The 18,882-nt window shown below is 34.3% G+C and carries 12 protein-coding genes; 7 read left to right on the forward strand and 5 right to left on the reverse strand.

Annotated features, from left to right (window positions below; genetic code table 11):
- Positions 1-143 precede the first annotated feature (143 nt).
- The 3 genes from VUJ46_RS21615 to VUJ46_RS21625 form a co-directional block, all read right to left on the reverse strand.
- A complete protein-coding gene (locus tag VUJ46_RS21615) occupies positions 144-866 on the reverse strand; it encodes a hypothetical protein (protein WP_326982721.1) in 723 nt (240 codons plus the stop codon).
- 236 nt (positions 867-1,102) lie between these two features.
- Positions 1,103-4,000 carry a tetratricopeptide repeat protein gene (locus VUJ46_RS21620; protein WP_326982722.1) on the reverse strand — a complete coding sequence of 966 codons (2,898 nt, stop codon included), beginning with the start codon at positions 3,998-4,000 and terminating at the stop codon, positions 1,103-1,105.
- Complete coding sequence (locus VUJ46_RS21625; protein ID WP_326982723.1) at positions 3,990-5,171, reverse strand: AAA-like domain-containing protein; 1,182 nt, start codon at positions 5,169-5,171, stop codon at positions 3,990-3,992. Before VUJ46_RS21625 ends, VUJ46_RS21620 begins: the two co-directional genes overlap by 11 nt.
- 510 nt (positions 5,172-5,681) lie before the next feature.
- On the opposite strand from VUJ46_RS21625, the gene VUJ46_RS21630 reads away from it, so the two are divergent.
- From VUJ46_RS21630 to VUJ46_RS21640, 3 genes are all read left to right on the forward strand, one after another.
- Positions 5,682-6,077, forward strand: coding sequence for a hypothetical protein (locus VUJ46_RS21630; RefSeq protein WP_326982724.1), 396 nt, complete (start codon positions 5,682-5,684; stop codon positions 6,075-6,077).
- A gap of 464 nt (positions 6,078-6,541) precedes the next feature.
- Positions 6,542-9,445: a SusC/RagA family TonB-linked outer membrane protein gene (locus VUJ46_RS21635; RefSeq protein WP_326982725.1), complete on the forward strand. Its 2,904-nt coding sequence runs from the start codon at positions 6,542-6,544 to the stop codon at positions 9,443-9,445.
- A 26-nt stretch (positions 9,446-9,471) separates the two neighbouring features.
- On the forward strand, positions 9,472-11,037 hold the full coding sequence (locus tag VUJ46_RS21640) for a RagB/SusD family nutrient uptake outer membrane protein (protein ID WP_326982726.1): 1,566 nt from the start codon (positions 9,472-9,474) through the stop codon (positions 11,035-11,037).
- 588 nt (positions 11,038-11,625) lie between these two features.
- On the opposite strand, the gene VUJ46_RS21645 is transcribed toward VUJ46_RS21640, so the two are convergent.
- Positions 11,626-12,546: a helix-turn-helix domain-containing protein gene (locus VUJ46_RS21645; RefSeq protein ID WP_326982727.1), complete on the reverse strand. Its 921-nt coding sequence runs from the start codon at positions 12,544-12,546 to the stop codon at positions 11,626-11,628.
- A 181-nt stretch (positions 12,547-12,727) separates the two neighbouring features.
- On the opposite strand from VUJ46_RS21645, the gene VUJ46_RS21650 reads away from it, so the two are divergent.
- From VUJ46_RS21650 to VUJ46_RS21660, 3 genes are all read left to right on the forward strand, one after another.
- Complete coding sequence (locus VUJ46_RS21650; protein WP_326982728.1) at positions 12,728-14,257, forward strand: aldehyde dehydrogenase family protein; 1,530 nt, start codon at positions 12,728-12,730, stop codon at positions 14,255-14,257.
- A 579-nt stretch (positions 14,258-14,836) separates the two neighbouring features.
- Positions 14,837-15,871: an alcohol dehydrogenase AdhP gene (gene adhP / locus VUJ46_RS21655; protein WP_326982729.1), complete on the forward strand. Its 1,035-nt coding sequence runs from the start codon at positions 14,837-14,839 to the stop codon at positions 15,869-15,871.
- Positions 15,872-16,138: 267 nt separating this feature from the next.
- The gene (locus VUJ46_RS21660; protein WP_326982730.1) at positions 16,139-16,522 is read left to right on the forward strand and encodes a DUF779 domain-containing protein; all 384 of its coding nucleotides are present in this window, start codon (positions 16,139-16,141) and stop codon (positions 16,520-16,522) included.
- 143 nt (positions 16,523-16,665) lie between these two features.
- On the opposite strand, the gene VUJ46_RS21665 is transcribed toward VUJ46_RS21660, so the two are convergent.
- Entirely contained in the window at positions 16,666-17,865 is a 1,200-nt protein-coding gene (locus tag VUJ46_RS21665; protein ID WP_326982731.1) for a dicarboxylate/amino acid:cation symporter, read from the reverse strand.
- 93 nt (positions 17,866-17,958) lie between these two features.
- Here VUJ46_RS21665 and VUJ46_RS21670 point away from each other — a divergent pair, with 93 nt between their 5' ends.
- The gene (locus VUJ46_RS21670; protein WP_326982732.1) at positions 17,959-18,879 is read left to right on the forward strand and encodes a J domain-containing protein; all 921 of its coding nucleotides are present in this window, start codon (positions 17,959-17,961) and stop codon (positions 18,877-18,879) included.
- Positions 18,880-18,882: the final 3 nt, after the last annotated feature.

Consider the following 18,882-nt stretch of genomic DNA (forward strand, 5'->3'; position numbering starts at 1 on the left):
ACTACATCGTGCCAATGTAGAATGACATCGAGAAAAAGTGAAAATACATTGCAAAAAAATAAAGTTACATCCTAAAAATGCAACTTTACTTTGAAAAAATATTGAAATTCTGTCATTCAATATTTTTCGATTTTAAAAATAAATTATTTTCTTTTGGTAAATTCGATGGCAGAGACGGTGGTGTATTCCCGGGAAGTGGCTCCGTATAGACTTTTTACGTATTTCTTAATCTTTAGGGAGATGGCATAGACTCCGGTTTCTTCTGCATACAGAATTCTGTCGCGTTCTATGATTTTAGTGTTCAGCTCAGACTCGGTCTGGTCTACGACAAGGGTTGTCGCTTTTAATGAGTCATGATAGGTGTTGAGGTTTTGTAATTTGATGTTGTCTTCATTAGGCGTATAAGCGGGTAGGGTAGACAGCATCTGTAAGAGCAGACCAAAATTTTCAGCTTTTGAGGTAAAAGACTGTCGGGAAGTGGATGAGGTTTTGGGTGCTTCTTTGCCTTCTTCAACCGGTGTTTTGCTCTTCCTTGAACTGCCCTGAATGGTCTGAGTTAAAGATCTTGCCTGATTTAAAGTTCCCTGCGGTAAGCCTACAATTTCCAATACATTGATGATTTTGGTACAGGTGGAACTTAAATTTTCGAAAGCAGTCTGACGGGCAACGATGGCATTTTTATTAGCGCTTCTTTTGTCTCCAACTTCTGTCAGTTTTGCATCAGCATCGGTGTATAAAGTCTGAAGACTCGGCACTGTAATGTCGGCAATCGGTGGATTGTAAAGGCTGTAGGTAGAAACTTGTTGGGTAATTTTTTGAAGGTTCGCTACATTTTTAGCGTGACCTACTTCTGAGGTGCTTGACATATCAATTGTGTTTTGGGTTAGTGATTCAAATATAGAAATTATTTTGAATGTGTGATAGGTTTTGTGTAAATATTTGATTTTTAGGATGTTATGTTGATTTGAGGTAATGGAAAAGACCGGAATTGCTTCTGGTCTTTTTTAATTTTGTGGTCTTTTGCTGGCGCAAGCGTCTCGCTTGTGATGTAGTATTTATTGGTAATGGGACGAGCGAGACGCTCGCAACAGAGAGGTCTTATTTACTTAGCGTAACCATAGAATTTTTCTTTATCTTTTATTAATTCCATAATCTCCTTTACGGTTGTTTCTATTTCTGGAGGTATTTTTAATTCTAAATTTTCTTCATTGGGATTATTTAATAACATGCTTATATAAAATAATACGGCATATTTCTCCTGTAGATTTTTACCAAAATCAAGATTTCTAAAAAGTTTGAGAACTAAATTTTTCTGTTGATGAATTAATAGATCTACAATAAAATCTTCTAAATTATCAGAGTCATCTTGTACAATTGAATAGACTCTACTTTCTAAATTATTAAATATTCCGTTCCAAATTTCTGCAATAATCAAGTTTTGTGGATCAGTATTGTTTTGCGATAATAGATTAAGCGACTCTTTCTTTTTTATATTTTGATTGTAATAAAGTATAGCTAAATTATTTGTAGCATTTGTATTGTGATCTTTAATTGCCAATAAATAATATTTTTCAGCTTCTTTGTATTTTTCTTGTTTTTGGTATAGGAATGCTAAGTTAAATAAAGCATCCTTATCATTTTTTTCAATAGATTGAAGATAGTAATGTTCTGCTAAATCATGTTTTTCTTGTTTTTGGTATAGGAGTGCTAGGTTAAATAAAGCATGGTTATCATTTTTTTCAATAGATTGAAGATAGTAATCTTCTGCTAGATCATATTTTTCTTGATCTTCGTAGATAGTGCCTAAGTTGTTTAGTGCTTTATTATCACCTCTCTCGATAGCTTCAAGATATAGTTTTTCTGCTTGTTCATAGTTTTTTTCATTTTGATAAAGTATGGCTAGGTTAAATAATGAGCGAGAATCATTTTTTTCAATTGCTAATTGATAATATTTTTTAGCAAGATTGGATTTTTTTTGTTTATTATATATAACGCCTAGATTATTTAAAGAGTCAATATTACCTTTTTTAATTGTTAATAAATAATATTTTTCTGCTCGTTCGTAGTTTTCTTGTTCCTGATATAGTCGAGCTAAATTAAATAATGCGCCGTCATCTTCATTGTTTTCATCAATTGCCATTAAGTAATATTTTTCTGCTAGATCATATTTATTTTGCTTTTGATAGAATATGCCTAGGTTGAAAATAGCATTAATGTCATTATTTTTAATAGCTTTAAAGTAGAATTCTTCAGCTTTTTCATATTTATGTTCTTTTTCATAAATTATTGCCAAATTATTTAAGGCCTCATCGAAACCATTTTTCAAGGCAAGTATGAAATATTTTTCCGCTTGTTTATACTTTTCTTGATTTTGATAAATTATGGCAAGGTTATATGACGCATCACTAAATCCTTTTTTGATTGCTTGTAAATAGTAATGTTCTGCTTTACTATAATTTTCTTGGTCTTCATAAATTACTCCTAAAAAATTAAATTTAACTCCATCTTCTTCGTTTTCTAAAGAATTTACTAAGTCAAGAGCATGTTTGTGATTATTTTTTTCAAGTTCTTCAATGGCTTGATTTAAAATTTCGTATGATTTTTTTGGTAAATGTATTAGTTGTGATTTTTTGTTTTTAGAATTGATTTCTTCTGTCAAATTTAAAATTGAATCTCTTTGTATAAGGGATATATATTTGCTTTGGCTCAGCGCTTTAGATAAAATTAAGGCATTGTCATAATCTATTTTTTTATTTACCAATAAATCAATATGATTATTAACCAGATTTTTAAAATCATTAGCATCATACCAATTTTCTAAAAATATGCTAAGACATTTTGCTTTTCTTTTTTGTTTGGGATTGCCCTGCGTGAAAATTAACCACATATTAAAAAAACGTTCTGAAATTCTATACAGATGGTTTTTTTTTGAGGTTCCAATTTTATCAACAATACCTTTTAATACCAAAGTTTTTAGATTTGCAGAAACGAGTTTGCTTTCCAAACGAGTTTTTTCAACCAGTTGTTTAGTGGTGCAGGCTTCCCATATGAAAGCCATCTCCAAAACAATCTTTCTTAATTGAGCGGGAAGGTAATTTAATCTTTCTTGGTATAAAGGTGTAACATGATCCATGATTTTTTTCAGATAATCATATCCATGAGATTGTGAGTTCTGTAATACAATCTGTATAAAAAACTGAAGGGTTCTTGGTAAACCATCTGTTAAAATTCTAATATTTTCCAGCTTACCAGGATTGTTTTTAATGAAATCTTTTAATTCTGTGATGTCAAGCGAATCTGCCCAATGATTTAGAAGTAAAAGCATTTCTTCTTTACTCAGACTCTCTAATCTATGTTTTCTAAAAAATTCATAAAATGGCATATCATATTTCCAAAAATGTTCATCCATTCTGGTACTTCCTGCAATTATTTCTATATCATTGTAGTTAATTAGAGTTTCTCGGAGTAAATTTCCATCGTCACTGAAGTTCTCAATAATTCTGTCAAAATTATCTAAAAGTAGAACTATCTTCTTTTTATGTTTTATGCAAGTTTTATGAATTACATCATATAGATGTCTTGTATAATTTTGAGTTGTATCAAATTCTTCAAAATCTTTTCTATTCTCATTTATAGCGAATTGATGTTGTAACTCTTCAATTACTTGTTCCCATAAATCAAATAGGCGATAAATACCAGCTTGTTCTTCCGCAAGATTTATTGGGATGTATTTCTTGTTAAGTTCTCGATTTTCATTAATTTCTATTTCAATTCTTTTGAGAAGTGTTGATTTTCCGCTGCCTCTTCTTCCGAGTATTAGCTCATGTTGTAATGAGTCATTGGTGTCCTTATTCAATAAAGCTTGAGTAATTATAGTAAATTCAGCATCTCGAATAATGAAATTTCGCTTGATTGATTCAAAATCGCTATTTGCGGACTGGTATAAGTTTAATTGATCTATGAACCAATTACTTCTTTTTGTATTGGAATTATGATGCATTGTGTATAGGATTATTTTGTTTCCAATATTCTTTTAAGAATGGTGAGATGAAAGTATAACTTTGGGTATTTTCTACGATATAACCATCTTGTTCTAAATCATTAACAAAATCCATAAAGTTGTTTTCTTTTTCGTATTTCACGGCGATATTATAGAGTGTCTGTATACTAATGTTTTCCTTGTGAGCAATATGTGTCAAAATTTCATTAATAAAATTAAAATCTTCTTTTGGTAGGTAGTCCATTAGTCTTTTCTTCCAATCTGAAAAATGGTCATTGTTTTTAATAATTGTATTAAAAGCTTCATCTATGATGTCATTTGTTACAGTAGAGTTTTTAGTTTTAATAGCTTTTTTATCAATTTCATCAAGAATTAAATTTATAAAATAGGGTACAAAGTATTGAATTTTACTTTTGATATGTTCAATTAAGTTTTCATTGTATTGTATGGAAGCGCCATTAGTAACTTTATTTATGTATTCGGAAACCTCAACGTCCGTTAATGGTTGATAAATGATCTTGTATAAATCATTGACGTCTGAATTTCTTCCTGCAATTGCATTAACTACATAATGAATACCTATAGAGCCAGCTAAAACAAATTGAATTTTTTTAAAATCATCTTCTTGTCTCCAATGGCGAAGGTTTTTTAGAATATTTAGTGCTGTGTCTTTTTGATCTTTTAGAAAAAGATTGTGTAACACTTCTGGTAACTCATCTATCAATAAGACAATATTTTCTCCATCCTTATCTAGCTGAGGAATTAAGCTATTGATTTCAGATAAATAGTCAATTCCAGTAGTTTCTATTTTTATACCTGAAGTGCTTATTTCAGATATCTTCATTTTTGCTATATAGTTTTGAATTAGCGTTTTACTTTTTTTAAATTTGCTTAGACAGATAATTATCAAATCATAAATTGTTTTATAAAATTGCTTCTCATCATCAATTCCTTGTACATTTCTAAAAATCAGTTTGTAGTTTTCCTTTGGGTTTTCTGTTAGAAATTTCATGACAGAGGTTTTTCCAACTCTTCTTGGTGCTGCCAGAAGCACATTGTTTCCTTTTTCTATTTCTCTCCAAACATCATTTTCAAAGTCTTCTCTCCTGAAATAGAATTTGCCTGTCGCTTCTTTGCCGATTATTATACTAGGTGATATCCAATTTTCCATTTAACAGTTGTTTTATTGTTTATTTGATTTGACAGCAAATATACTGCTAAATTTTTTAACAGCAATATTTTTGCTAAAAATTTCAATACATTAAAATAGCTCTCATTAATGAGAGCTATTTTTTTATTTTCTAAACTTCTTCTTTTTATTCCACGGTGCATTTTTCTGCACATCTCCCCGCTGCCGCACGAATCCTTTCGTGTGGCATTTTTATTATCCAATAATTTTTTTAAAGTTTTTATCTTTATAAAAATATAATGATGAGTCATCATTATAAGTTCTACAATCCTGGGGTATATTTCATAAGTTTTGCTAAATATTTTAAATGATTTTGGTTATTAAACCACACGATGCAATCGTGCGGCAGCGAGGGGAGAAATATAGGGAGCTGAACAAAATTTAATTAAATACCTTGAAAAATACTTAAAATAAATATAAAATCGACAAGTAAAATTGCTAAAATATTATTGGAAGAGCTTTTGGATAATATTAACAAGACTAATTTAAAGAATGATATATTATAATGAGTCTTTAGGAGACACGTCTTTTCTATTGGCGGGCTTATTATATTCATTAACGAAAGAAGATTCAAATATTGATAAAACAATTTGGATTGATGATAGTTTGATTACTAAAGTTAATCGAGTTGATAATATAATACTAATTGAAGGAATTATGATTTGGGGTAAGAATAATACTACTGAACAATGGGTAGACCCTTTTAAATTTAAAATGAATTTTAATAGCAATTTTATTGATCTTATATTTTTATTTAAAGACTCAGATTTAAGTGAAATATCTTATGAAAATTTTAGAGATAATCGTGATTATTATTCTAATGAAATTGAGAGCTGGAAACATAAATTTCATTATAAGGATAAACTTAATCACGGAAATAATGAATAATAATGTTAAAATATAAAATTTCGGCAATACATCCTTACACAAAAGACCGGTAGAAGCAAAAAAGATGCAAATTTAAATGTTAATATTCGTATGGGATTGCGTCTCACGATAAGAATTAAAACGTTAAGATGCATCCAAACCTACCGAATTAAGAATTTTTCGCCACAATTATGAAGATTTATTTTTGCATATTATTCATTTAATGTGACTTTATGGTGAATATTACTCTTTGATTTTGCTTTTTTTATGTCATGTGTGGAAATTTTTAACACTTCATATATTTCTGATAATTCATTAAATCTATTATTTTTTTAATTTTTAATGCTTTAAATAATGCTTCATTCTTTATTTTTTTTTGAATTTTAATTAAATAATTCAACTTTAATCATCTGTAATTCAGTTGTTTATTTGTTTGATTTGTTAATTTTTATTAACAGATTTACAGCATATAAAAAACTATAGATATGAATAAAAAATTAGGTCTTATAACGACTGCTGTGCTTTTCTTTAGCGGGCAGTTGGTTGATGCTCAAACTAGTAAAAGAGATACTATACCAAAGGAAAAACATATCGACGAGGTTGTTATTTTAGGGTATAATAATAAAAGATTACTTAAAAATAGTAATACTTCTGTTACTACAGTAACAACCGAAATGATTGAAAACCGCCCTAATGTTAATGTTCTTGCATCTATCCAAGGGCAGGCTCCTGGTTTGCAAATTTCATTCAATTCGGGTTCTCCAGGGAGTAATAAAATAACGGCACTAATTAGAGGAGTAGGATCAATTGCAGGATCTAATTCACCATTATATGTTGTTGATAATATTCCTGTTTCTGAAACTTATTTTAGAAGTATTAATCCTGATGATATTGCGAGCGCCTCAATTCTTAAAGATGCTGCTGCGACCTCAATTTATGGAAATAGAGGCTCAAACGGTGTCATTATAATTACCACTAAGACGGGAAAGTATAATTCAGGATTGAAAGTAGGGTATTCTTCTAACGTGGGGGTAAGTATGCTTCAAAAGCATAAATATAATATCGCTAACTCTCCTGAAACATTAAGACTTGAAAAGGCAAATAATACAGGATTAGGGGCTACTTTGACAGATGATGAAATTGCTAACTATCCAACAACTCAATGGGATAAAATATTTTTTAGAAAGGGATTTACACAAAATCACTCACTAACATTACAGGGAGGAGGCGAAAATATATCCAATTTTACATCTTTAAATTATTTGGATCAGGAAGGTATCGTTAAGAATACAGATTTTAAGAGAATGTCGGTAAGAAATAATCTTCAGGGTAAATCAAAAAATGAAAAATTTAATTTCTCAACTAATATAGGTTTAACTTTTTCGAGAAGAAATCAGTTAGAACAAGAAACAAGAACTGATATTAATGCGAATGTGCTTCAAAACCCTTTGCAGGGTTTATTAACTTCATTGCCGTATTTAGATCCTAATGTATATGTAAGTGGACAACAGTTATTTGATCAGTTTGGCTCTCCAAGTTTTCAAATTGTTCCATACATGTTGATGGATTATTTAAATCCTGGAAATATTCCAAGTAGATTTGACGAATTTAGGTTGATTGCTAATGCGATGGGAAAATACAAGTTTACTGAAAATTTAAGTGTTCAATTAATGACAGGTGTAGATTACTCGAATGAAACACGTATGTTTGCTAGAGCACCTTGGTCATACCTTGCTGCTGCTGGTAAACCTGCAAATGTAGAATTCGGAGGTCTTGAGCAAAGATCTGATACAAAAGATCTATCAATAAGTAATGTTTTAAAGTTGACTTATGAAAAAACTTTTGCAGAGAAACACCATTTGGAGGTGAGCGCATTTACGGAGTATTTAAAATATCATAGAATTACGAGTTCTTTTACTCAGAACGGTTTGGATCCTAAAACATGGGTTTTTGGTGCTGGAACGGGTTGGGTGAATTTTACGCCCACTCCTTCGCCAGGACTTTATAGATCTATCGCTACAGCTGGTAAAAATGACGCAGGATTATTTTCTTACTTTGGAGTATTAAATTATGATTATGGTAGCAAGTATGGTATTTCTGCGAGTATTAGAAGAGACGCTGCATATAAATTTGCTGATGATAATAAATGGGGAACATTTTGGTCAGTGAGTGGTAGATGGAATATCGAGCAGGAAGAATTCATGAAGTCATCTTCATTTGGTCTTTTAAAATTAAGAGCATCTTATGGAACACAGGGTAATCAGAATATTGTAGCCGCAGCCGCAGGATTGAATCCTATCTATTTAGGTGCAAATTTGGTAAGAGCATTAACTTCAACAGTAGGTTCAGGATATGGATTAAACCCACAACTAAGCACTACTATAGCAAAAGAGGATTTGAGGTGGGAAGTACAGAAACAAGCTAATATTGGTTTGGATTTCGATTACAAAAGTGGGGTAATTTCTGGATCAGTTGATGTATATGATAAAAGGACAAATGATTTGTATAGTATATCACCATTATCTGCTGTAACAGGTCAATATATGATTAATAGTAATGTAGGGGATATGTATAATAAAGGTGTTGAACTGTCTTTAAGATCAAATATATTTAATAAAAAGAATTTTAAATTATCCATATTTGCTAATGGTGCATATAATAAGAATAGGGTAACTAAGTTAGCTACTGGTAATACTATTCCAACTAATCCGTTTTTAACTACAAACAATACGAATACTCTTTACGGAAGAACTGCTGAGGGACATATGTTAGGTGAATACTTTATGGTTCCATATTTGGGAGCCGATCCTAAAGATGGAACTGCTCAGTTCTTAGACAAAAATGGAAATATAACAAAAACCCCTACCAATGATGACAGAAGATGGACTGGGAAATCCTTTTTACCAGTTTACCAAGGTGGATTTGGATTGAATGCCAATTATAAGGGATTTTTCTTAGATATATTATTTTCATACGCTGCCAAAGTATGGAGGTATGATGCTGATTTAAGTAATTTAAGTAGTCCTTCAAATATTGGAGTATTTCCAATTACAAGAGATGTGCTAAATGCTTGGACACCAAATAATACCAATACTGACGTTCCTGTTGTAACTGATATCACTGGTGCTAACAATGCTTCTACTTTCTCAGATAGATTTCTGAAGGATGCTTCTTATATAAGATTAAGAAACGTCACATTTGGATATAATTTTGGAAAAGAAATATTAAAAGATACTGCTGTTTCACAGCTGAGATTGTATATACAAGCAGAAAACTTCTATACTTGGACAAAATGGAGAGGATTTGATGCTGAAGGAGGTTTATCTTCAAATCAGGGAGGTTTTCCAACTCCAAGAGTCGCCACTTTAGGAATCGATGTACAATTTTAATAAGGACAAATAAAAAATTAAAAAAAATGAAGAAAATAATATTAATAATTATTTCAATTATAACGATCTCTATAATTAATTCATGTAAGGATGCATATGATATTATTCAGGACGGTGAATTTAGTGAAGCTGCTACTTTTCAAACAGTGAATGATATGCAGAAATTTTTGAATAATACTTATGATAGAGTAGATGTGTCAAATGAAATTGCAATTTCATCAATTTTTACAGATGAATTAGGAATTGGTAGCCAAAATGGAGGACAAAATGTTAGTTTATATAATTTTGTTCTTACACCGGGAAATGGATTTGCTTCGGGAATTTGGTTAGCACATTATAGTGCTATCAATTCTGCAAACCGATTAATTGAAGGAGCTAAATTAATAACTCCTAGCTCGTCCGATCAGCAGGCTTACGATTCAATTTTGGCGCAAGCTTATGCGATCAGAGCATTTGCTCATTTCCAACTTCTTTGTTATTTTGCACCTAATATTAAAGACAATAGTTCTTTAGGAGTTATATTAGTTACTAAAGTTCCTCAAAGTAATGATAAACTTCCTAGAAATACAGTAGGTGAAGTCTTTGCGTCTATTGAAAGTGATCTAAATTTTGCTTATACTCATCTTGATCCTATAAAATTACCTTCTACAAGTTCTTCTGCTTATAAATTTGTTTCTAAAACATTTATTGACGCATTAAGAGCAAGAATGTATCTATACAGAGATAATTATACTTTAGCTGAGCAATATGCAGATACAGTTATCAATACTTCAGGATTAGTATTAACTACAGCAGGTACTGTTGAGACAAACGGTGATGGTGTAGCAAATACTGCATTTTATGGAAGTTATACAACACCTTCAACCAGCCCTTATAAGAGTATGTTACAGGATTTTACAAGAGGTGAGATTATCATGTCATTAGATCGTCCAGTTGGTAAATCAGCTATTGCTGGTCAATTCTATTTTAATAGAACTAATCTTACAGGAGGACCATATATGGATTTGAGTAGAGGAATTTATAATATCATTAATATTTCTGGCGATGTAAGAAAGCATGCATATATTGATCCTACATCTAAAATTGATCCAAACTACCAATCTCTTCCTTGGGGACAATATCTTTTGAATGATGTACTTTGTATAGATAAATACTCTGGTAAGGCTGGAACTGCAAATGGGGCTGAATTGCTGAGTGATTTGAAGCTATTCAGGCTCTCTGAAATGTACTTTATTAAAGCTGAATGTAGGATTGCGGCTAGTGACCTAGTAGGTGCTGCTTTAAGAATAAAGGCCGTTAGAGATGCTCGAAATTATATTGCTCCAGTAGTACTACCAGTATATGCAAATGCCTCCGCAGCATTAAAAGATATACTTAAAGAAAGAAGAGTTGAGTTAGCACTTGAAGGTCATAGATACCTCGATTTGAAAAGGCTAGGAACTGCAGCTGGTGTTACTAAAACTGAAAGAGATCCAAAAGACGTTGAAGGATATACGAATAAAGAAATTGATATTACAGATTATAGATTTACTTTACCAATCCCTTCGGATGAGATCAATGCAAATCCTATCCAACAAAACCCAGGATACTAATAATATTTTAAAAATTTGATTATTAGTGTTTAAGGAATATTGAAATATGATTAGAACTCTCCTTTGAATGGGTACGCTGGTCAGACCTGAAACTGAAAGGCGAAAAATATAAACTGCCCTTCCCTCAGGGAGCGATTGACGCAAATGATCTATTAAAGTAATTCACGACTTCTGATTCTGCAACAAATTGAAACAGCATAAAAGTAAGCTGCTAAAAATGTAAATAGAAATATGGATAGCAGACAAGCAATACATCTGCATTCCAATTGATCATAAAAACAAATTTTAATATATTTAGCAGAGGTTATTTTTTTATTAGAATAGCCTCTGTTTTGCTTTAAAAGTATACGACCCTTTTTGTTTTGAATCAACCCTCATCAACCACTGATTCCTTCAGTATGAATAGCGTCGGGTGAACCCCCGATGAATACATATTACATGATAATAAAACCCTGAAAGGGTTGAATAATTTAAAGGAAATTCCAAAGGCAAAATAATGTAAATATAAATTTTGAACCGTTGATTAATCAGCCCTCATGCAATTAAGTGTAAATTTTTAGGATTTAAGTAAATAAGCTAAGGTTTGTACTATTTAGCAGAAACCATGTTATTCTGAAAACTCTTCGGCGTTACCCCCGTAAACTGCTTAAACATTCTCGTAAAATAATTCACATCTGAAAATCCGGTCTGGTAAGCAGTTTCCTTAATGCTATTCTGGCTCGCCAACAATTCTTTAGCCCGATTAATTCTTTCCTGTAAAATAAACTCATTGGGGGAAGTTCCCAATTCATCTTTAAACATTCTAAAGAAATTCGATTTACTGACATAGGCTAATTTCGCGATGCTGTCAATAGAAAGTTTCTGATGGAGATTTTTTCTGATATAATCCACCACAAAACCGATTCTCGATTTATTTTTAACAATATTTTTCTCTACCATTTTCCTGGCCTGAGTCTGCATCAGCCTGATCAGAAGCTCCTTCAGGGCAAAATCAGCCATAATGTCTTTTTGAGAATTATCATCCATCGCAATCCGCATAATATTGTTAGTGGCAGCGGCTAGAGATTGGTTGTTAAAGAGAAAATATTCTTCAAGATCGATATTCCATTGAGAGGTCTCGTCAATTTTTGGGAGGTCATAATTTAAATGGTTAAGAGAATCTTCAATAAATTCAGGATTCAGGCTTAGAGAAATACATTGGGATGGGGTTTCATCCGCTTCAGGAAAATCTATCACCATGGTCTCTCCTGGTGATACAAGTACACTTTCCCCCGGAAAATAGTCGAAATAACTCGTTTTATCCAGTTTCATATGTTTTTTACCACGAAGCATGGCCGTAAAAGCTATTGTTTCAAAATGCAGTTTTACGTCGAAAGCGGCCTTATGTGTTTCATAAATGCTGAATTCACAATTGTTCAGATTGAATTTCGTCTGATTTTCAACCAAATGAATCAATTGGCTTTCCCGCTTCAATTCAGGAGTATTCAATAAAATCTTGTTATCATTCATTTCTAAACATTTAGGAGTACCTGTTTACTCAAATATAGAAATTTCTGAGCTTATGATTTTGTTAATGAAATTATAAAATTCTGTTCAAGTACTATTTTGATATTTTTTTGTACGATTATGCTATTCGAATATCACAGGTAAGTGTAATTTGGTAACAGATAAAAAATTAAAACGTACGTATATGAGCACACTAACAGAAAAGGAATCAGCGACTACTTTACAGTGGCCTGAATTCAAAAACAGATATGATAATTATATCAACGGACAATTTACAGCACCTGTTAACGGACAATATTTTGACGTCGTTTCGCCGGTGGACGGAAGAAATTTTACACAGGCAGCCCACTCTTCAAAAGAAGATTTGGAATTGGCAGTGAACGCAGCGGAAAAAGCATTCCAGACCTGGAAAGATACTTCATCTACGGAAAGAAGTATTATTTTAAATAAAATTGCTGACAGAATTGAGCAGAATTTAGAATATATCGCAACGGTGGAAACGATTGATAACGGAAAAGCTGTTAGAGAAACATTGGCCGCGGATATTCCTTTGGCTGTGGATCATTTCAGATATTTTGCTTCGGTCATCAGATCTGAAGAAGGTTCTCACAACGAACTGGATAAAGATACGGTTTCACTTATTGTTCACGAACCGCTAGGTGTTATCGCTCAGATCATCCCGTGGAATTTCCCGATTTTAATGGCAGTCTGGAAGTTAGCGCCGGCATTAGCTGCAGGAAACTGTGTAGTCCTAAAGCCAGCAGAAAGTACTCCGATTTCCATCATGGTCTTAATGGAATTAATCGGTGATTTGCTTCCTCCGGGAGTTGTAAACGTTGTAAACGGGTTTGGAGCTGAATTAGGAAGAGCGTTGGTGACCAACCCTAAAGTGAATAAGGCTGCATTTACAGGTTCTACGGCAACAGGTCGTTTAGTAATGCAATATGCAACAGAAAATATTATTCCGGTAACATTGGAATTGGGAGGAAAGTCTCCAAACGTTTTCTTCAGTTCGGTAATGGATGCAGATGACGAGTTTTTGGATAAAGCGATCGAAGGAGCAGTACTTTTTGCTTTAAATCAGGGCGAAATCTGTACTTGTCCGTCCAGACTCCTGGTTCAGGAAGACATTGCAGATGCCTTCATTGCTAAAGTGGTGGAGAGAGTGAAAGCTATTAAAGTAGGAAATCCTCTTGATAAAACGGTGATGATGGGGGCACAGGCTTCTCAGATTCAAAAAGACAAAATCCTTTCTTATATTAAATTAGGGAAAGAAGAAGGTGCAGAAGTCCTTATAGGAGGAGATGTTAACAATGTTGGAGAAGGTCTGGAAAACGGATATTATATTCAGCCGACCATCTTCAAAGGAAACAACAGAATGAGAATCTTCCAGGAAGAAATCTTCGGACCTGTTTTGGCCTTTACCACGTTTAAAGATGAAGAAGAAGCTCTTAAAATCGCTAACGACACCATTTATGGATTAGGAGCAGGTGTGTGGACCCGAGATGCTCACCAACTTTACAATATTCCGCGTCACATTCAGGCGGGAAGAGTATGGGTTAACCAATACCATTCATATCCGGCCGGAGCCCCTTTCGGAGGGTATAAACAGTCGGGAATCGGGCGTGAAAATCACAAAATGATGCTCGATCACTACCGTCAGACCAAAAATATGTTGATTTCATACAACAAAAACAAACTAGGTTTCTTTTAATTTTAAATATTAGGGCGTGCCCGTTTTCCCCGTCTCGGCAACGGGGAAAAACGGTCGGGCTATCCAGGGCTCCACTTCGTTCCGGTGTTCCGCTGCGCTCCACACTCTCGCTTTCAGCGAGACCCTTCCTATCCCTCACGCAAACAAAAGTTGTCCTTACCTTATCGAAATTTCCGGGTAAGAAGGAAAATTTATGCCTTTATTAAATCTTGACAAGATTTTCAAAAATAAAAAACTTAGAGGCTGTTTAAATTTTATTGCCAAAAATTTTTATAGCTATTTTGAGATGGATTTTTTGCTTCGTGTTTGCAGATTTAGCGGGCTAAATCAAAAATAGGAAGTGAGAAATACGCTCAAAAGAGCTATAAAATGGAGCAAAGATCAACTTTATTAATGATAATAAATAAAACGGTAAAATTTTAAATAGGCTCTTAGTGATCTTATTTAAATGGAACGCCTTTGCGACCTTAAAAATATGCGACCCAATGAGCAAAAAATCTTTGCTCCTTTGCGTTAAAAAAAATCTATTCACAAGATAATACAAACAAAACTAAAAACTAACTCGAAAAAAATCAAAATATGATTCCAAAAACAATGAAAGCCGCAGTCGTTCAGGGCTACGGACAACCCTTAAAAATAGAAGAGGTTCCTGTAAAGGTTCCCGGAAGATATGAAGTACTGGTAAAGGTAATCGCCTGCGGGGTTTGCCATACCGATTTACATGCGGTGGATGGCGACTGGCCGGCGAAACCCAAAATGCCATTAATTCCGGGTCATGAGGGTGTCGGAATAGTGGTGGCCTGCGGACCCGAAGCTCAGGTGAAAGAAGGAGATGCGGTGGGCGTTCCGTGGCTGTATTCTGCCTGCGGATGCTGTGATTACTGTATTACGGGTTGGGAAACCCTTTGTGAAGCCCAGAAAAACGGAGGATACAGTGTAGATGGTGGTTTTGCAGAGTATGTAATTGCTGATTCAAGATATGTAGGACATTTGAAATCAGATGTCAACTTTTTAGAAATTGCTCCGATTCTGTGTGCCGGAGTTACCGTTTATAAAGGTTTAAAGGAAACCGAAACCAAGCCTGGAGAATGGGTAGCCATTTCCGGAATTGGTGGCTTGGGACATGTTGCGGTACAATATGCCAAAGCAATGGGAATGCATGTTGCCGCGATTGATGTGGCAGATGATAAATTAGATTTAGCCAAAAAATTAGGCGCAGATTTGGTGGTCAATGCAAAAAACACAGATCCTGGAGAATATTTACATAAAGAAGTCGGCGGAATGCAAGGCGCTTTGATTACCGCAGTCTCACCAATTGCCTTTAAACAGGGAATCGATGTCCTGAGAAGAAAAGGAACCATCGCATTAAACGGACTTCCACCGGGTTCATTCGAACTCCCAATTTTTGAAACGGTACTCAAAAGAATTACCGTAAGAGGATCTATTGTAGGAACCAGAAAAGATCTTCAGGAAGCACTGGATTTTGCTAACGAAGGTTTGGTAAAAGCAACGGTAACTTCTGCAAAACTGGAAGATATCAATGATGTTTTTGATAAAATGAAAGCAGGACAGATCGATGGCAGAATCGTTCTCGATATTGCCGGATCAAATTAAATTTTATGGAATGTGAAGAGGTTCGGTGGAATATATTTCGCCGAACTTTTTTAACTTTATACAGGAAAAGTCATTGCAAGGAGTAAAGCGAGGAACTAATCTCAAAAATATTTACAAATCCTTGTCATTCCTTAGGAATTTCAGCAAAGAATTTTGAAAATATTTTTTTAATCATAAGCCTGGATTCCATGCTTCTCTTCGTTACGCTCTGAATGGCAAAAACTCTGCAAAGAAAAATTGTTATTAATTCAATAAAAATAAAGCAAAATGGAAACTAAAATATCAAGACTTTCAGTCACCGAAAAAGCACTGGAAGTGGTTTGGGAACTCGAAAAAAAATATGGCGACCTCATGTTTTATCAGGCCGGTGGCTGTTGTGAAGGAACCCAGCCCCAATGTTTTGAAAAAGGAGGGTATTTCCCGAGAATGAATGACGCCATGATCGGAACCATCAACAGTCATGAATTCTGGATCGACCGCGATTTATTCGAATACTGGCAATATTCACATTTTACGTTAGATGTTGTCGATGGTTTCGGGCCGGGTGGGTTTTCCCTGGAGACCCCTTTAGGGAAAACATTTAAAGTAATTTACAGACTTTTTACCCCCGAAGAGCTTGAAAATTTAGAACCTGTAAAACGAAGTGAATAATTAATATTAAAAGATCTGCTCAATCAGCAAAATCTGCGAGATAAAAATATATAAAGTTGTGAAAATTTACCTCACGCAGGTTTGACAGATAACGCAGATGTTTGCGTTATAAAAATCATTAGTGAAATTTGTGTTTAAGCAAATCAAACCTTCACAAATCGATTCACAAACATCGAAGCTACCAACTGTCCTACCGCATTTAAAACCGTTGCCAAAGGATCAACCAAAGTTCCGATGATCATCACCGCAGGAATGGCTTCCTGAGGTAATTTATATACTGAAATCATCAGCATTTCACCAATATAACCGCCATTCGGAATCCCACCGGCGACGATACTAACGAAAACAGTAATTCCTAATGCCAAAAGCAAATTCATAGGATCAAAAAAATCTCTTCCGATAATCAGAAAAGCCACGTAAATCTTAATGATGGATGACATCGACGAACCATTTTTATGCAAAGTCGTTCCAATCGGAATCACAATATTCGAGATCTGACTGGGAATCCCAATTTTTGAAGCAGCCTGTAAATTGGCGGGCATGGTCGCAAAACTGCTGCAGGTACTCAATGCCGTCAGCGTAGGAAAGATCGCATTTTTCCAAAAGCTTTTAACTCCGTGTGAGCCTTTTGCCATAAAAGCGTACAATGAAAAAAATACTATGAAATAGATCACTCCGGCAATATAATAAAGTCCTAAAGGTTTAGCATAAAATCCGAAAAGCTGAGGTCCCAAAGTAGCCACCTGAAATGCGAAGTAAGCACCCAGACCAATAGGAGCGACTTTCATAATCAGTAAAAGCAATTCCTTCATTACTTCATATCCCGAGGCAATAAATGCTCGGAAGGGCTGTCCCTTTTCTCCTGCTTTTCTAGCAGAAAATCCTGTCATAAATGCAAAGATCAAAAGAGCCAGCATATTTTGTCTTGAAAAAAGCTGGGTAAATTCTCCAACGGTAAAAAATCCCACGATTCTGTTTCCCCAGCTGTCGTTATTAGCCGCTTCTTCCACAATTTCTGAGCTTCCGGAAACCCCTGAAACAGGAAATAAATACACTGCGAAAATCGTAAAAACTGCAGCCGTTACAATGAAAAAAAGAAAGGTCAGAGCCATGGTCATCATGATCTTTCCAAACCTGGATTGCTGTTCCTGCGAAGCAATAGAATTGGACACCGCAAAAAATACCAACGGAACTACGCTCACGAAGAGGAGATTCAGGAAAATATCTCCTAAAGGTTTCAGGTAATCAACAAAACCGGGCATAACAATGCCAATGATGCTTCCAACTGTGATTCCTAATAACAAAAGTAAAATTCCTGAGTAGTTTTTCAACACTTCTTTCATGTGTGCTTTTTAATCAAAGATAGCTTTATTTTTAACATTGCGTTATATTATTTTCAGTGATAAAATGCTTAAATTTGAGTAAACATCGTTTCTATGGCTTATATAGATTACTATAAAATTTTGGGCGTAGACAAAAGCGCCACACAGGAAGATATTAAAAAAGCATATCGGAAATTAGCAAGAAAGCTGCATCCCGATCTTAATCCAGATGATAAAGAGGCTGAAAGAAAATTCAAAGAACTTAATGAAGCCAATGAGGTACTCAGCAACGTGGAGAACCGTGCAAAATACGATAAATACGGTGAAAACTGGAAGCATGGCGAGGAATACGAAAAAGCTCAGCAACAGCAAAGGCAATATCAACAAAGTCAGAGCGGAAGTTACGGTAGCGGATTTTCAGGCGCTGATTTTGGAGAAGGAGAGGATTTTTCTGATTTTTTCCAAAGCATGTTTGGTGGAGCGGGAGGAGGCTTCGGAAGGAGTTCGAGAGGCAGTGCTTCGGGGAAATTTAAAGGTCAGGACGTCAGTGCAGAATTGAATGTAAGTTTAAAAGATGCTGCAACAACACATCCTCAGACTTTTGAGATCAATGGTAAAAAAGTGAGAATTACGATTCCTGCGGGGATCTATGACGGACAGCAGATTAAACTGAAAGGTCATGGAAATCCGGGGGTGAACGGAGGTCCGCACGGAGATTTATACATCACCTTTAATATTGCGGCTGATCCTAATTTTGAAAGAGTCGGAAATGATTTGAAAACGAAAGTTTCCATTGATTTGTATACGGCTGTTTTAGGCGGTGATGTAAAAGTAAATACATTCGACGGAAGTGTAAACCTGAAAGTAAAGCCCGAAACCCAAAACGGAAATACAGTGCGACTGAAAGGAAAAGGTTTTCCCGTGTATAAAAAAGACGGTGAATTTGGAGATTTATTTGTGACTTATGATGTGAAATTACCAACGAATCTCACTGAAACACAAAAAGAACTTTTTGAACAACTTAAAAATTCCTAAGCC

Source organism: Chryseobacterium sp. MYb264, assembly GCF_035974275.1.
In the GTDB taxonomy this organism is placed as follows: Bacteria; Bacteroidota; Bacteroidia; order Flavobacteriales; family Weeksellaceae; genus Chryseobacterium.

Bases quoted from the DNA above. Each gene is read 5' to 3' on its own strand.
- VUJ46_RS21615 (WP_326982721.1), bottom strand. From the start codon at position 866: ATGTCAAGCACCTCAGAAGTAGGTCACGCTAAAAATGTAGCGAACCTT.
- VUJ46_RS21620 (WP_326982722.1), bottom strand. From the start codon at position 4,000: ATGCATCATAATTCCAATACAAAAAGAAGTAATTGGTTCATAGATCAA.
- VUJ46_RS21625 (WP_326982723.1), bottom strand. From the start codon at position 5,171: ATGGAAAATTGGATATCACCTAGTATAATAATCGGCAAAGAAGCGACA.
- VUJ46_RS21630 (WP_326982724.1), top strand. From the start codon at position 5,682: ATGATATATTATAATGAGTCTTTAGGAGACACGTCTTTTCTATTGGCG.
- VUJ46_RS21635 (WP_326982725.1), top strand. From the start codon at position 6,542: ATGAATAAAAAATTAGGTCTTATAACGACTGCTGTGCTTTTCTTTAGC.
- VUJ46_RS21640 (WP_326982726.1), top strand. From the start codon at position 9,472: ATGAAGAAAATAATATTAATAATTATTTCAATTATAACGATCTCTATA.
- VUJ46_RS21645 (WP_326982727.1), bottom strand. From the start codon at position 12,546: ATGAATGATAACAAGATTTTATTGAATACTCCTGAATTGAAGCGGGAA.
- VUJ46_RS21650 (WP_326982728.1), top strand. From the start codon at position 12,728: ATGAGCACACTAACAGAAAAGGAATCAGCGACTACTTTACAGTGGCCT.
- adhP (WP_326982729.1), top strand. From the start codon at position 14,837: ATGATTCCAAAAACAATGAAAGCCGCAGTCGTTCAGGGCTACGGACAA.
- VUJ46_RS21660 (WP_326982730.1), top strand. From the start codon at position 16,139: ATGGAAACTAAAATATCAAGACTTTCAGTCACCGAAAAAGCACTGGAA.
- VUJ46_RS21665 (WP_326982731.1), bottom strand. From the start codon at position 17,865: ATGAAAGAAGTGTTGAAAAACTACTCAGGAATTTTACTTTTGTTATTA.
- VUJ46_RS21670 (WP_326982732.1), top strand. From the start codon at position 17,959: ATGGCTTATATAGATTACTATAAAATTTTGGGCGTAGACAAAAGCGCC.